Annotated in this window: 14 protein-coding genes; 4 read left to right on the top strand and 10 right to left on the bottom strand. The window is 66.1% G+C overall.

What is annotated here, in order from left to right; all coding sequences use genetic code 11:
• Positions 1–105 precede the first annotated feature (105 nt).
• Positions 106–471, bottom strand: a complete 366-nt coding sequence (locus AC3WJB_RS11720) for a TraR/DksA family transcriptional regulator (RefSeq protein WP_492681717.1) — start codon at positions 469–471, stop codon at positions 106–108.
• A gap of 204 nt (positions 472–675) precedes the next feature.
• On the opposite strand from AC3WJB_RS11720, the gene AC3WJB_RS11725 reads away from it, so the two are divergent.
• Positions 676–1,401, top strand: coding sequence for a response regulator (locus tag AC3WJB_RS11725; RefSeq protein WP_492681719.1), 726 nt, complete (start codon positions 676–678; stop codon positions 1,399–1,401).
• Positions 1,401–3,455 (top strand): PAS domain S-box protein, encoded by a 2,055-nt coding sequence (locus AC3WJB_RS11730; RefSeq protein ID WP_492681721.1) that lies wholly within the window; start codon positions 1,401–1,403, stop codon positions 3,453–3,455. Before AC3WJB_RS11725 ends, AC3WJB_RS11730 begins: the two co-directional genes overlap by 1 nt.
• 9 nt (positions 3,456–3,464) lie before the next feature.
• Here the strand turns inward: AC3WJB_RS11730 and AC3WJB_RS11735 are convergent, their stop codons facing one another.
• Positions 3,465–4,190 (bottom strand): Crp/Fnr family transcriptional regulator, encoded by a 726-nt coding sequence (locus AC3WJB_RS11735; RefSeq protein ID WP_492681723.1) that lies wholly within the window; start codon positions 4,188–4,190, stop codon positions 3,465–3,467.
• Between the two features lie 190 nt (positions 4,191–4,380).
• Here AC3WJB_RS11735 and AC3WJB_RS11740 point away from each other — a divergent pair, with 190 nt between their 5' ends.
• The gene (locus AC3WJB_RS11740) at positions 4,381–5,439 is read left to right on the top strand and encodes a ribonucleotide reductase barrel domain-containing protein (RefSeq protein WP_492681725.1); all 1,059 of its coding nucleotides are present in this window, start codon (positions 4,381–4,383) and stop codon (positions 5,437–5,439) included.
• Positions 5,440–5,476: 37 nt separating this feature from the next.
• Here AC3WJB_RS11740 and AC3WJB_RS11745 read toward each other — a convergent pair whose 3' ends face one another.
• The 6 genes from AC3WJB_RS11745 to AC3WJB_RS11770 form a co-directional block, all read right to left on the bottom strand.
• Positions 5,477–6,055 (bottom strand): hypoxanthine-guanine phosphoribosyltransferase, encoded by a 579-nt coding sequence (locus tag AC3WJB_RS11745; RefSeq protein ID WP_492681727.1) that lies wholly within the window; start codon positions 6,053–6,055, stop codon positions 5,477–5,479.
• Entirely contained in the window at positions 6,052–7,080 is a 1,029-nt protein-coding gene (nagZ, locus tag AC3WJB_RS11750; protein WP_492681729.1) for a beta-N-acetylhexosaminidase, read from the bottom strand. Before nagZ ends, AC3WJB_RS11745 begins: the two co-directional genes overlap by 4 nt.
• The gene (locus AC3WJB_RS11755) at positions 7,074–7,607 is read right to left on the bottom strand and encodes a CYTH domain-containing protein (protein WP_492681731.1); all 534 of its coding nucleotides are present in this window, start codon (positions 7,605–7,607) and stop codon (positions 7,074–7,076) included. The genes nagZ and AC3WJB_RS11755 overlap by 7 nt, the downstream gene beginning before the upstream one ends.
• Before the next feature lie 2 nt (positions 7,608–7,609).
• Positions 7,610–8,947 (bottom strand): 23S rRNA (uracil(1939)-C(5))-methyltransferase RlmD, encoded by a 1,338-nt coding sequence (rlmD, locus tag AC3WJB_RS11760; protein WP_492681733.1) that lies wholly within the window; start codon positions 8,945–8,947, stop codon positions 7,610–7,612.
• A 91-nt stretch (positions 8,948–9,038) separates the two neighbouring features.
• Positions 9,039–9,641, bottom strand: a complete 603-nt coding sequence (locus AC3WJB_RS11765) for a YdbL family probable chaperone protein (RefSeq protein ID WP_492681735.1) — start codon at positions 9,639–9,641, stop codon at positions 9,039–9,041.
• A gap of 41 nt (positions 9,642–9,682) precedes the next feature.
• Positions 9,683–11,704, bottom strand: a complete 2,022-nt coding sequence (locus AC3WJB_RS11770; RefSeq protein ID WP_492681737.1) for an AsmA family protein — start codon at positions 11,702–11,704, stop codon at positions 9,683–9,685.
• A gap of 45 nt (positions 11,705–11,749) precedes the next feature.
• On the opposite strand from AC3WJB_RS11770, the gene AC3WJB_RS11775 reads away from it, so the two are divergent.
• Positions 11,750–12,511, top strand: a complete 762-nt coding sequence (locus AC3WJB_RS11775; RefSeq protein ID WP_492681739.1) for a response regulator — start codon at positions 11,750–11,752, stop codon at positions 12,509–12,511.
• On the opposite strand, the gene recO is transcribed toward AC3WJB_RS11775, so the two are convergent.
• Both recO and era read right to left on the bottom strand, forming a co-directional pair.
• Positions 12,494–13,210 carry a DNA repair protein RecO gene (recO, locus tag AC3WJB_RS11780; protein WP_492681741.1) on the bottom strand — a complete coding sequence of 239 codons (717 nt, stop codon included), beginning with the start codon at positions 13,208–13,210 and terminating at the stop codon, positions 12,494–12,496. The genes AC3WJB_RS11775 and recO overlap by 18 nt on opposite strands.
• A gap of 111 nt (positions 13,211–13,321) precedes the next feature.
• The gene (era, locus tag AC3WJB_RS11785) at positions 13,322–14,272 is read right to left on the bottom strand and encodes a GTPase Era (protein ID WP_492681743.1); all 951 of its coding nucleotides are present in this window, start codon (positions 14,270–14,272) and stop codon (positions 13,322–13,324) included.
• Positions 14,273–14,342 lie beyond the last annotated feature (70 nt).

Here is a 14,342-nt window from a genome sequence, read left to right on the forward strand (position 1 = left end):
GGACGTGGCAAAGTTCGTGGCCGACGGCGAGCTGGTCATCGGCGATGGCTGCACCTGCCGCTGACGATCCCCGATGACCACGTCGGCAAAAATGCGACTTGCGGCCTACCGCCTCTCCTGCTCGTACCGCCGCTGGCAACGGATGCAACGCTTGGCCGTGGGATAGGCCAGTAGGCGTTCGTAGGCAATCGCCTTGTCGCAATCCGTGCAGATGCCGTAGACGTCCGCCGAGAGGCGTATGCGCGCGGCCTCGATGTCGCGTATGTCCTCGACGTCCTGGTTGACCACGGCGTCGTCCGCCGCCAGCGTAGTTTGAGCCAGTGCTGCGTCACTCCAATCGGGCGCTGCGCGTTCACTCCGCTGTTCCCGTGCCCGCTGCGAGACGGCAAGGATCTCTTCCTTCTCACGCTCGTAGCGCTCGTCCATCAGCGCGACGAGGTGCGCGACCTGTTCCTGCGTCAAGGTGGCCATAAGCTCACTCCATATGGGTTGGAACGACACGGAACCAGCCGACCCGGCAGCGTGGCCAGTTCCATACCTGCATCCCGTAGTCAACATCTACGGTAGCGTCGTGGACAATGGCGATATTGACTTGAATCACCTGTGGCTCCAGCGCGACGCGGGCCACGGCATTGGGTTAATATCCCCGGCAGGCCTTTTATCAGGCGCGGCCTCATGCCCTCCTCCTTGCAGCTGCTGGTCGTGGACGATGACGTCGAGGTGCTGAACCTGCTCCGCCGTTACTTCACCGCCCAGGGTTTCGAAGTTGGCACGGCAGCGAACGGCGCCGAGATGCGCCGTGCATTCGGGCAGGCAGCCATCGACCTGGTGCTGCTCGACCTGGGTCTGCCGGACGAAGATGGTTTCGCGCTGACGCGCGAGTTGCGCAAGAGCTGGGATGGCGCGCTCATCATCATCACTGGTCGTGGCGAGGCGGTGGATCGCGTGGTCGGGCTTGAACTCGGCGCCGACGATTACGTCACCAAGCCCTTCGAGTTGCGCGAGTTGCTGGCACGCGTGCGCAGCGTGCTGCGGCGTGCGGCGCCCATCGCCGCTGCCACGAATCAAACCAACGAGTCGGCGTTCCACTTCGCTGATCTCCGACTCGACCCAATGGCGCGAACGCTCCATACCCGCCTCGGCGATGCCATCGCACTCACCACAGGAGAGTACGAGCTCCTGCGGGTGTTCGTCGAATATCCCAACCGGGTGCTGTCGCGCGACCAGCTGATGGACCAGATCCACGGCCGCGGCGCCGGTCCCTACGACCGGGCCATCGACGTGCAGATCGCGCGCCTGCGGCGCAAGATCGAAGCCGATCCCGCGAACCCCGAATTGATCAAATCAGTGCGCGGCGCCGGGTATCTGTTCTCGCCACGAGTCTCCCGGCGGACCGATTGATGGATCCGGCGAAACTTCCCGAGGCCAGCTTCACGATGCTGGGCCAATGGTTCGCCATCGCCCCCGACGCCATGATCGCGGTGGACCACAACGGCACGGTCGTGCTCGCCAACACCCAGGCCGAACGGATATTCGGCTACGCACCGGCGGCGCTGCACGGCCTGGTATTGGAAGCCCTTCTGCCGGAATCCCTGCGCAGCGCGCACCGTGCCCATCGACGCGATCACTTTACCCGGCTGCGCACACGCCCCATGGGCACAGGTTATGAATTGCTGGGCAGGAAACACGATGGCCAGTCGTTCCCTGTCGAGGTGGGCCTCAGCCCGGTTGCCACCCCGCAAGGCATCATCATGATCGCCTCCATACGCGACATCTCCGATACCCGACGCGTACGGCAGCAACTGATGCGTGAGCGGCGCGACAACTGTGCGGCCTTGATCAGCCGGTTGGCACTCGAATCGCCCGACTACGAACTCGCAATCCGCCGGATCCTGGAACTGGCGACTTCCGCCCTTGAGCTCTCCGCGGCAGCGATCCTGTCAACTGGATGGCGTGGCGGCGGCGTGCACATTTCTGCGTTTACGGGACTCTCGAGCGCATCCGCGCAGATGCTTTCATCCACGCTCGGCAACGCCGATTTCATTCGTGACGCGGTCGATACCGACAAACTCGAGGTCATCACCTTCGACACGCCGGGCGACGCGCCGCTCGGCGCGCTGCAATCGGAGCTTGCCCTGGCGGGCTTCCACGATGTGGCCATTACGCCGCTGGCAGGGCGCCGCGAATTGCTTGGCTTCCTGATCGCACTGGCCGCCGAACCGAGGAGCCTTGATCAGGACAAGGTGAAATTCCTGCAATCGATTGCCAACCTCCTGGCGTCAGCGATGTCGCGCAGCCAGGCGGAGGAACAATTGGCGCATGCCCAGCGACTGGACGCCATCGGTCAACTCACCGGTGGCGTCGCGCATGATTTCAACAACCTCCTGACCGTGGTCTCCGGGAACTTGCAGCTGCTGGAGATCGAACTGGCAGGCCAACCGGAGCTGCAGGAGATCATCGACAGCGCGTTGCGTGCGGTGGACCGTGGGTCAAGCCTCACGCGCCGGCTGTTGACCTTTGCGCGCAGGCAGCCGCTCCAACCCCGCGCGGTGGTGCCGCGGCCGCTGATGGAAGAACTGGGGACCATCCTCAGGCGCACGCTGGGCGAGGCAATCCAGGTGCGCGTCGACTGTGCCGCCGACGTACCTGACGTGTACGCCGATCCAAACGAGTTGGACACGGCGCTGGTCAACCTCGCGCTGAACGCACGCGACGCCATGCCGCGTGGTGGGCGCCTGGTGCTCGCTGCACGTGAGACCATACTGGACAACGGCGACAGCCGATGGAAATTGCCGCCAGGCCGCTACGTCGCTTTTGCCGTCGACGACACTGGCACCGGCATGTCGCCTGACGCGCAGACGCATGCCTTTGAACCGTTCTTCACCACCAAGGCTCCCCGCAAAGGCAGCGGCCTGGGTCTCAGCATGGTCTACGGATTCGCCACCCAGTCCAGCGGCAGCGTCACCATCAACAGCCGCCTCGGCTACGGCACACGCGTGGAGCTGCTGTTGCCGACGGCCAGCCGCCGGGCCGAGGACACATCCAGCGACCGGCCTGCCGCCCCTGCCCCACAGGCAGAAGGGCAAGAAGTGATCCTCGTGGTGGAGGATGAAGCCGATGTCCGCATCATCGCCACGCGCTTCCTGGGCGCCGTCGGTTATCGCGTCGTCGCCGCGGCCAGCGCGCGCGAAGCCCTGAACCTGCTGCTCGTCAACCCGAACGTGGACTTGTTGTTTTCCGACGTGGTACTCGGCAGCGGCATGGACGGCATGGAACTCGCGCGCGAGGCGCGCCGCCTTCGCCCGGAACTGCCGATCCTGCTCAGTTCCGGCTACCAGGGGCCAAGCGTCGAACAGCACCACGGCGAGGCCGCCGCGACGTTCGAATTGCTGCGCAAGCCTTATCGGCGCGAACAGCTCTTGGCCGCGATCAGGCGCGTTCTCGGCGACGTTTGACCGTTCCAGTCACTGGATCGCGCAGGCCATGCCGGCGCACGAGCTCAGCCGGGGAATGTCCAGCAGCTCCACTTCGCGCCGCTGCACCGAGATGTATTCGAGCTGTTCGAGATGCGACAGCGCCCGACTCACGGTCTCGTGCTTGAGTGCCAGGAAACTCGCGATGTCGGCACGCCCCATGCGCAAGATGAAATGCCGGGCACTAAAGCCAAGGCGCCCAATCCGCGTGGCGAAGTCGAGCAGGAATGCCGCCACGCGCTGTTCCGCCGGCAGCGTCCCAATGGTCAGCATCCAGGAACGATCGCGGCGGATTTCCTCCGCAAGAGCCGCAGACAAGCGGACTTGCAATGCGGGAATGTGCAGGCATGCATCGAGTACCGGAGGATATGGCAGCTCCCATATCTGCGAGTCCTCCAGTGCGACCGCATCGCAGGTATGAACCGCCAGGCCAATGGACTCCACGCCCAGCAGGTCGCCGCGCATGCGGAAGCCGGTGACCTGCTCACGGCCATCTTCGGCCAACTCGCAGGTCTTCAGGAACCCCGCATGCACGAAATGCAGTGCGCGGAACAGCTGGCCGTTGCGATACAGGTACTGGCCAGCTCGGATTTTCCTGCGCGTGACGACCATGTGCCGCTGTAGTTCTTCCATGTCCAGTTCGAACGGTGGTTCGCTCGCAAGCGCCGGTGGCGTCGGCATTTCGGGTGTGGACCATGCTGCATAAGGCGTATCCATGGCGAAGCTCCAGGCTTGATTACGTTCGCTGCCAGCATGCGGCCTGGACCTCGCAACCTGATGTCCCTCACGCAACGTCGTGTAACGGTCTGTAACGACGATGCGTTTCCCGCAAGTCGTTTGACAAAGGTCAATTCTCCGAGACGGCCGGCACCGATAGTGCATGCAGCCCCCGAATCCGGTTTCAACGATGGACTTGCACCGGCCATCCCCTTTCATCGAACTTGCGGCAGTCGAGGCCTGGGATGCATGGTTCCGTTGGCGCGAGCAGGCCGACTTGCGCGACGTTTCCATCGAGGACACCTGGCGGCGCGTGTCCGCCGCGCTGGCTTCGGTCGAACCGGCCGATGAAATCACCCCGTGGCAACGGCGGTTCATGGGCGCCCTGGCATCCTGGCGACTGTTGCCCGACGAGCGCCTGCTGGCGGACGCCGGCACGAGCCGAGGCGTATACCGTGGCCACGTCCTGCATGCGGCGTTGAATGCGGCGTCCTTCGTGCCAGCGGAGCGTAGTGGACTCGATCTCGCCGCCGTTGCTGATTGTGCAGCGCTCGCCGTGCGCATGCTGGACAACGCCGCACTGCTCGCCGACGCGGTCGTACCGCGCCTGCGCATAGGCATTGTCGGCATCGCGGACGCGTTGGCCCTGCTGGACTTGGCCTATGACAGCGATGCCGGCCGCGCGCAGGCCGCGTCGATGGCGCGCGCGCTGGCTGAGGGATGCCTGCGCGGCAGTGCCACGCTGGCAATGACGCGCGGCGCAGGCTACCTCGGCCTGACTCCCACCGATGCGAAAGCCATGTCGCCTGCCGGTGCGCAGCTGCACCCCGTGCGCCGCCGCCTGCGGCACACGCAACTGACTGCAATCACCAGCCAGCCACGGCTTGCGTTACTGGCGAACGACGTGGCCGACGCCGCCGATCCGCTGCGCCAAACGCCTTGCATGCACGTGATTGCCGCCGCGGACGGACAACGCAGCCTGCGCTCGTCCGGATATGCGCTGAACGTCCTGGGCGCGCACGGCAATGGCACCGGCAGGCACCCCGATACACTGACCGATCTGTCGTGGGCGGCACAGATGGCGATGCGCGCAGCCCTGCAGCCCTGGATCGACGAACCCATTGCTTATCCGCTGCTGGCAACGCCGCTTCCAGACGACACGCAACGTCGCGCAGCGCATCGGCTAGCCCTCGCCTATGGCCTCGGCGAACCATCCTGGCGCAACCCCGCCGAACCGCTGCCGCTCTGATCGCGCAGCGCCCCCTCCCACGCATGCTGGGCGAACCTCAGCTAACAGGCTTACTGGTGGCAGGTTCATCGCGCAGCGCATAGATGCCAGGCAGGTTGCGACCCTGCTCGTGGTAATCCATGCCGAAGCCGAAGACGTAGCGATCCGGCAGAATGACACCGTTGAAGTCAGCCTCGATGCCGTCGACAACCCGACCATGCGTCTTGCAGCACAGGCAGGCGGTGAGCACGCGGCGCGCACCGCGACGCAGGCAGTCCTCGCGGATCGCCTTGAGCGTAGCGCCCTCGTCGAGGATGTCATCGACCAGCAGCACCGTCCGTCCCGCAAGGTGCGCCGCGGGTTCGCGCAACCAGTGCAGCTCGCCGCCGGCCGTCGCACCGCGATAGCGGGTGGCGTGGACGTAATCGAACTCGAGGTCGGTGCGGATCGCCAGAGCCAGGTGTCCGGCAAATACCAGCGCCCCGTTCATCACGGGGAGGAATACTGTGCGCTCACCGCCCAGCGCCTGGTCGATGCGCTCGCCCATGACGGCAATGACCGCCTCGAGTTCGCGGCGTGAAAACAGCAGTTCGGCGTGCGCCAGGGCCTCGGCCAGCAGTGGTGGCTTCGCGTTCATGCTTGTCCTGGCGTCGCGTTGAGCGCGCCAACCCGCGCCACGAGGCGGTCGCGTTGCGGGTTGTCAGTGAGTTCGCCCCAGGTGGCGCCCAACTCGCCGCGCAGTGCAGCCAGGGCGACCGGCAAGGCGGGTGGGCTGCGCGCGGGCACCGCGGGCATGGCGGCAATCGCCTCGGGCACCACGCCCGGCGCGCAAGCCAAGACCAGGTCACAGCCTGCCGCCAGATGCGCCTGCACGCGCTGGCCAATGCTGCCTGCCGTCGCGGCTGCCGACATGCCAATGTCGTCGCTGACCACGGCCCCGGCAAAGCCGAGTTCATCGCGCAGGATGCGCTTGATCCAGGTCGACGAATAGCCGGCTGGGCACGCGTCGACTGCGGAGTAGATGACATGCGCCATCATCACCGCTTCGACGTGTGCGGTGATGCAGTCCTGGAACGGCACCAGGTCGGCGTCGCGGATGGCCTGTAGCGGCCGCGAATCGATGGCCTGCGCTGCATGCGTGTCAGCGGGGGTCGAGCCGTGGCCAGGAAAGTGCTTGAGCACGGCACCCATGCCCGCCAGGTGCATGCCTCGCACATAGGCCTGGGCAAGCTCGCTGGTTGCCGCGGGATCGGCATGAAAGGCCCGCATGCCGATCGCTGCATTGCCACGCGCCAGGTCCACCACTGGCGCAAAACTGAAATCCACTCCGCTGGCGCGCAGCTCGCTGGCCATGATCCAGGCGTGGTCCTCGGCCAGGCGTACCGCTCCGGCCGGATCGCGGTCGTAGACCGCGCCAATCGCGGCCAGCGCGGGCAGGCGCGTGAAGCCCGTGCGGAAGCGTTGCACCGGGCCGCCCTCCTGATCCACGGCAATCAACAATTGCTCGTCCCCTGCTGCGTGAATGGCGGCGCACAGCTCCGAAAGCTGGTCGCGCGAGGCGAAGTTGCGCGCAAACAGCAGCACGCCAGCCACACAGGACTGGCCCAACCACTCGATTTCCCGCGGCGTCAAGGCCGTGCTGGCGACGCCGATCATCAACATGCAGTGGCCCCCGCAGTCCGCTCCAATGCCGACCACCGCGAGTAGGGGTGGATGGCGAGCGCGGCGTTGTAATAACGATGCAAGGAGCTGATCTCGGCACCGAGCCAGGGCGGCCGCGCGAATGGCGCGTCGGCCGCGGGCAGCTCGACCTCGGCCACGACCAGTCCCGAGTTGTCGCCGGCAAACTCATCCACTTCGAACAGCGTGGCTCCGATGCGCACCTGGTGCCGCGTCTTCTCGACGATGCCGCCGCACAACGTGGCCAGCATCACCTCGGCATCGGCCAAGGGTAGCGGGTACTCGAACTCGGCCCGGGCCACGCCAGCCACGGCCTGCTTGATGTTGAGCCAGGCCTTGGCGTCAGCGACGCGCACGCGCACCGTGGCAGCACTCTGGTCACGCGCAACCGAACCCCCGGCCACCCCGCCGCTCCGCAGGTAGCCCTGCCGCAGGTGCTCGCTACGCTCGACCGCGGCGCGCCAGCCCTCATCGCGCAGCAGGAATTTGCGTTCGATCTCGATGCCCATGATTACCTGTCAAAAACGGCTATTGACTCCACGTGCGCCGTGTGCGGAAACATGTCCATGACCCCGGCCGCCTGCAAGGTGAAACCATGCTGATGCACCAGGATGCCGGCATCACGCGCCAGGGAGGCCGGATGGCAGGAGACGTAGACGATGCGCCGGGTCTGCGCGCCGGGAAGATAGGCCAGCACCTGGTCGGCGCCGGCCCGTGGCGGGTCGAGCAGCAATTTGTCCCAGGGCTGGCGCGCCCATTCCGAAGCTTGCTGCGGATCGAACAGGTTGGCCACCTCGAAGCGGGCATTGTCCAGACCGTTGCGCGCCGCGTTCGCGCGCGCCCGCCCGACCAGCGCCGCCTCGCCTTCCACTCCGGTCACCGAGGCCGCCCGCTGCGCGATCGGCAGGCTGAAGTTGCCCAGGCCGCAAAACAGGTCGAGTACGCGGTCACCGGGCTGCAGCTCCAGCAGGCGCAGCGCCAGGCTCACCATCTGTTGATTGAGTTCGCCGTTGACCTGTACGAAGTCCAGCGGCTGGAATTCCAGATCCACATCCACGCCGACGCCATCGTCGACGTGGATGCGATAACTCAGGCGCGGCGCTTCGGGCCACAAGGGATACACGCTGGTGACGCCGCCTGGCTGCAGGTAGATGGCCAAGCCATGTTCCTGGCCGAACGCAGTCAGCGCGTCGAGGTCATGGGCGTCCAGCGGCTGCAGATGCCGGACCACCAGGGCCACGACATCGTCCCCAGCGGCAAATTCGACCTGGGGGATGGAATCCACCGCGTGCAGCGTGCCAAGCATGTCGGCCAGCAGGCCGACCTTGGGACCGAGCGCAGGATGCATGACCAGGCAGCTGCGGATCTCGGCCACGTAACGCGGATTCTGGCGTTCGCGGAAACCGGCCAGCACCCTGCCCTTTTTCTGCACGTGGCGGACCGACAGGCGGCCACGGCGGCGGTAAGCCCAGGACTGTCCGCGCAAAGGCGGCAGCCAGGTACCCGGCGCGACCTTGCCGATACGAGTGAAATTCTCGGCCAGCCAACGCTGCTTGCCGACCACCTGCATGTCCGTGGAAAGATGCTGCAGGGAACAGCCGCTGCACTCCGCGTAATGCGCACAGGGCGGCTCGACCCGATGCGGCGAAGCGGTGAGTACCTCGACGAGCTCGGCCTCGTCGTAGTTGCGGTGGCGCTTGCGCACGCGCAGGGAAACCTTTTCCCCCGGCAAGGCACCTTCGACGAACACGGTCTTGCCGTCGATGCGCGCCACGCCACGCCCATCCGTGCCGAGCTCGTCGATCAGGGCTTCAATCGCGGCGGGCGGCAGACCATGGGCTCGGGACATCTGGATCAACGGGCGGGTAGACGCCTCATTATGCCAGCCCGCCCGGCCGCGTGATCAGCACGCATACGCCTCGAACGTTTCACGCAAGCTCCTAGCGCTGCTTCCAGGCGCCGCTGGCATCCTGGTAGTACCAGCCCGGGTGGGCTTTCTCGATCCAGGTGGCGGCAAACGTCGAACGGATCTGTGCGGTCCATTCGGGGTGGTTGTTGGCCTTGGCAATTTCCTGGTACAGCGCCGTGCGATCGCGGTTTTCCTCGGCAATCGCGGCGTTGGCCTGGGCCCGCTGGCTAAGCGGCACCTTGGCGGCATCATGCATGGCCACGAGCCCGTCGCGGGTGAAGCCTATCGCTCCGCTGTCCAGCAGGGGTTGTAGTACATCCTTGAAGCGCGCACTCATGCGCGCGCGCAGGGCCTCGGTCACCGGCGTGGTCAAGCGCAGGTCCGGTTGGTCGGCCGCATAGGCGGCGGGGATCAGGAGATCGAGCAACATCGCCGAAGGTTGCGGCTGCACCTCGCCGCCCTGCGGCTGTTTCGGCTTGGGTGGCGTGGCGGGCGCCGGCTCACCCAGCACGTTGCCGATGAACTGATCAGCCGCCTTTTGCGCCGCCGCCGCCGGGAAGTAGACGTTGATGGTGACGCACCCCACCAAGGCCACGGCCAAGGTGGTCAGGGTCGCGTATATCAGCTTGCGCATCAGGGACTCCGAGTGTGGGTGAGGGAGATAGACGCGCCAACTCAGCGCACTTCTGGTGGTGCGCCATTGATGGCATCGCGCAGGCGGCGCACCAGGGTGGGCCAGTCGACCCTGGTCTGATGGCCAATGACCTCCAGGTGCGGCAGCCCGCTGCCTTCGACGATAGTGTAGCCATCGCCGGTCGGCTGCAAGCCGCTCATCTGGCATACGCTGCCGTGCAGTGTGCAATTGAGCCCAATGCGCTTGTAGGCGAAGGTCTTGAACAGTTTCAGCACGGCACCTTGCAGGCCGCCGGCCACGCCGCCGCCCCCGACCGAGGTGAGGTTGTTTACCGCACGCTGGCTGATGCGGCCGCCGCCGTCGGCCAGCAGGCTCGCCTTGAACGCCACCGGGCTCCAATCGACCAGGCGCAAACCGTCGATGCTGCCATCCAGCCGCCCCGTAATGCTGCCAAAGTCGAACACGCTGGTGATTGCGGCCAGATCCAGCTTGCGCATGGCCACATCCGCCGCCAGCACCGGATTGGCGCCAAACGGATCCTGCAGCGACAGCTGGGTGATGTCGACGAAGCCATCAAACAGATTGGCCGACAGGCCACCGTCCAGCTCGATGTGGTCGTCCACCAGGCGCAGCGACGGTATTGCCCCGGCCAGGGTGCCCGGGAATGCAGGCCAGCCGAAGGCGTGACACAGCGCGCTCAAATCCACGCCGAGTACCGCGATCGAGGTACTCAGCCGCTGACCCCGCGCCGCTGCCGGCTGGATATCCAGGCTGCCGAGGCGCAATTGTCCGTTCAGTACCGGGATCAGCAGGGGTTGGGCCAGTGCCAGCGTGCCGCCCCGACTGTGCCATTGTGCCTGGGCGCCGCCCAGCGGCACGCGACGGAATTGCATGCCGCTCCAGGCGAGCGTGGTAGCCGGTCGATTGCCCTGCGCAGCCCAGTCCACTCCGCCGCGCAGGCCATTGATTCCCAGGGCCCCGCTGGCGTCGTGGAAATCCAGGCCTGGGGTGCTGAAGGCAAAGCCGTGCAGGCCGTCCGCACGCAAATCCAAGCTGCCATTCAGGTCACCGCTGACGCTGGCATCGCGCAATCCCAGGCTGGCCAACCAGGCTTGACCGTAACGTGTATAGGCAGCCGGGAAACTGGCGTGGAAATCGGTCAACCTGAGCGAGGTCAAGCTGCCTTTCGCGTCGATGGCCAAGGCGCCCCCCAGTTGCAGCGCATCGGCATCATTTACCCGCAACCTGCTGATTTGCATCGCCCCACTCTGCGTAACCACACGCAGGCTAAGGCGTACGGGATGTTCCGGCAATTGCGCGTACAAGGGGCTCAGCAGGATTTCCCCGCCCTTCAGGCTGGCATCCAGGTCGACCCGGGAGGAGGTCGCATTGCTGCTCACGTCGAAACGCCCACTGGCGCCAAGGTTTTGCGTGGCCAGGGTCCCGGTTGGCGTGTCGACGCCTACGCCACGCAGGACAAACTGGCCCGATGAGCGCAGGCCGTGCTCGAGCAGGTCCAGGGCGAGGTCAGCGTCCACTTCGCCAGCGCTGGTCTGCGCAGCGCCGAGCGTGCCGAGCAGGCCGCGCAACCAGGTGGCAGGGAGGTTTTTCACCACCACCTGCGCGTGCGATGGCTGGTCCAATGGCAACCAGGCGCTGGCCTGGGCGCGGTCCTGGAGCAACTCCAGCCGCAGCGTGTTGGCAGGCTGGTCCGCAACCAGCTTTGCACTCGCATTGCTGAGCTCGCCTCCGGGGGTCGAGCCGAGCTTGACCTTGCCGGTATAAACCCACTGCTGCCGAGGATTGTGTTCGAGGACACCATCCAGGTCGATGCTCACCCGTCGCCAGCCCACTGTCGCCACATCTCCACGCGCGACGTGCATGCGCAGTTGGATGCCGCCATCGGCCCGGTCGGACAGCTCGGCGCTAACGTTGCGCAGACTGACCCCCGGGGCCTGCAACACGTCCGCCTTGACCAGCACCTTGGCGTGCCCGACGGATGCGCCGAGCAGTGCCAGCAGGACGCCGCAACCCAGCAAATAATGGCGTTGTGTGCTATTCATTCAACGCCATTTTGCCAAACCCACCTGAACCAGACGGGTTCGATCATGCGCAGCCAGTCCGCGAGCCACCGCGATACGGGGGTCGGTGCGTCGGCCGTCCGCGTGCTGGTGGCCGACGACGATGCCACGAGCTGCCGCTTTTTGTCCGACGGCCTGCAGGCGGTGACGCTGGACGTGGCCACCTGTGGCGACGGTGCCAGTGCGTTGCAGTGGGCGCGCGCCGAACGCTTCGACCTGTTGCTGGTGGATTGCCGCATGCCGGGGGCTGGCGCTTTGGCCATCGTGCGTGCGTTGCGGTCCGATCCATGCGCCGCGTCGCACGCAGCCGCCCTGGTGGCCACGAGCGCCGAGTTCGCGGCCGAGGAGCGGCAGGCCCTGTTGAGCGCGGGCTGCAACGGCATCCTCGACAAGCCGTGCACCTTGGCCGAGTTGCGCCACACGATGAGCTTGGTCTCCACCATCGGCGATGCCGCCCTCGTCCTGGATGATGTCGCTGGTTTGCGTGGCAGTGGAGACTACGTGACCTTGGCGGCCTTGCGTCAACTGCTGGACGAGGAACTCGAGCTGTTGCAGCGGCAGTTCGAGACCTTTGCCAACGACCCGCTGGCACTGATCGCGCGGCTGCATCGGCTGCGCGCTGGATGCGGATTTTGTGGAACCACACGGCTGGCCGGCGCGGCACAAACGCTGAAGCTCAAGCTGGAATGCGAGCCGGGTACCGACCACGCGGTCGCCATCGATGAATTCCTGGCTGCCCTGGCCGACACGCGCCATGCGATGGAAGCGCATCTACGCGCCTCGTCGTGAACCGGCCATGGCAAGCACGTGCCATGAACGCAGCTCCGCACCACCCAGGTGGAAACGGATGACCCGGCGCATCAGCTTGCGCAATGCGGAGACTGCCCCGGCGTCGGGCATGCGGTCGGCGGCCAGCGCCAGCAGGTCGCGGCCACGCAGGGCCTCGGGTTCGGACGGTGCGCACGGCAGCAGGCCTTCGCCCAGCACAAAACGGTAGTACCCAGCCGAATCGAGCTCTGCGCCGCTTTGCGCCTCGTGCTGCAGTGGCAAGGCATAACCAATCGTGTGCAACAAGTCCCGTTCGAAGCGCCGCAGCGTCCAGGCCATCGGCTCCCCGGCCGCGAGGCGGCGCAAGGTGACAGCGTAGGCGGCATACAGCGGCGGCAGCGGATCATCGCGCGCGGTCAGGCGTACCACCAGTTCATTGAGGTACAGCCCGCCCAGCGCCGCCTGGCCGGACAGCGGCGTAGGCGTCGCGGCACGCTCGATCGCGGTCAGCGTGGCCAGTTCTCCCCGCCGCCACAGACCGACCACGATACTTTCGAACGGCTCCAGCAACGCCCGGCGCAGGCGCGCCCGCTCGCCGCGCACGCCGCGTGCCACCACGCCAATCCGGCCATGATCGCGGGTCAACAACTCAAGCAGCAACGAAGTTTCGCGGTAGGGCCGCGAATGCAGGACGAACGCCGGCTGCTGCTCAATGCGCATGCGTGCTTACCGGGCGATTGACCGGCGTGACATTGCCGTGCCCCGGAGCCGGCAACTGGACGGTCTGGGTCGATGCGGGCATTTGTCCAGCCCCCGACTGGCACCCCGGGTTCAATCGGTATAGCCAAACTGCTTCAGGCTGGCCTCGTCGTCGACCCAGCCTGCACGTGCTTTCACCCACAGCCTGAGAAACACCTTGCGTCCGAGGAGACGCTCGATGTGCCGGCGTGCCGCCGTACCAATGGCTTTGAGCTGCCTGCCGCCGGCGCCGATGACGATGGCCTTCTGCCCTTCGCGCTCCACCCAGATCACCGCGTGGATCTCGGCCAAGCCATCGGGGCGATCCTGGAACTGCTCAATCTGCACGGTCGTCGCATACGGCAGTTCCTGGTCCAGGCGTAGCATGAGCTGCTCACGCACCATCTCGGCGGCGAGGAAGCGCTCGCTGCGATCGGTGATCTCGTCGTCGGCGAACGCCGCCGGCCGTACGGGCAGTCGCTGCAGGATGACCTGCTCCAAAGGCTCCAGGGCAAGCCGCTTGAGCGCACTGACGTAGATGACTTCGGCGTAGGTGTGTTCGGCCACAATGTCGGCGACGAACGGCAACATCCGGGATTTGTCGGGGTCCAGGTCGATCTTGTTGACGACCAGCAGGCGCGGCACGTCACGCTCGGCGATGATGTTGTAGATCGCCTCGTCTTCCGTAGTCCAACGGCCCGCTTCGACCACCTGCACCAGCACGTCGACATCACTCACCGCCGCACGCACGGCGCGGTTGAGACTGCGGTTCATGGCCCGGCGCGCGCCCTGCTGCAGGCCCGGCGTGTCCACGTACAGGATCTGCCCGGTGGCACTGGTGGCAATGCCGAGGATGCGGTGCCGGGTGGTCTGCGGCCGTGGGCTGACGATCGACAGACGCGCCCCGACCAAGGCATTGAGCAAGGTGGATTTGCCTACGTTCGGTCGACCCACGAGCGCTGCGAGCCCGCAACGGAATCCGGCAATGCCCGCCGTGTCGGCAGGTGGCTCGACATGCGGGTTGGCGACTGGGTCGTGGGTCATGGTCTGGGGCGGGCGGAAGAGATGCCCAGTGTAGTGCAGTCTGGCCGACAGCCATCCTGGCCTTACCCGC

The sequence above is a fragment of the Rhodanobacter sp. FW510-R10 genome (genome assembly GCF_058781105.1).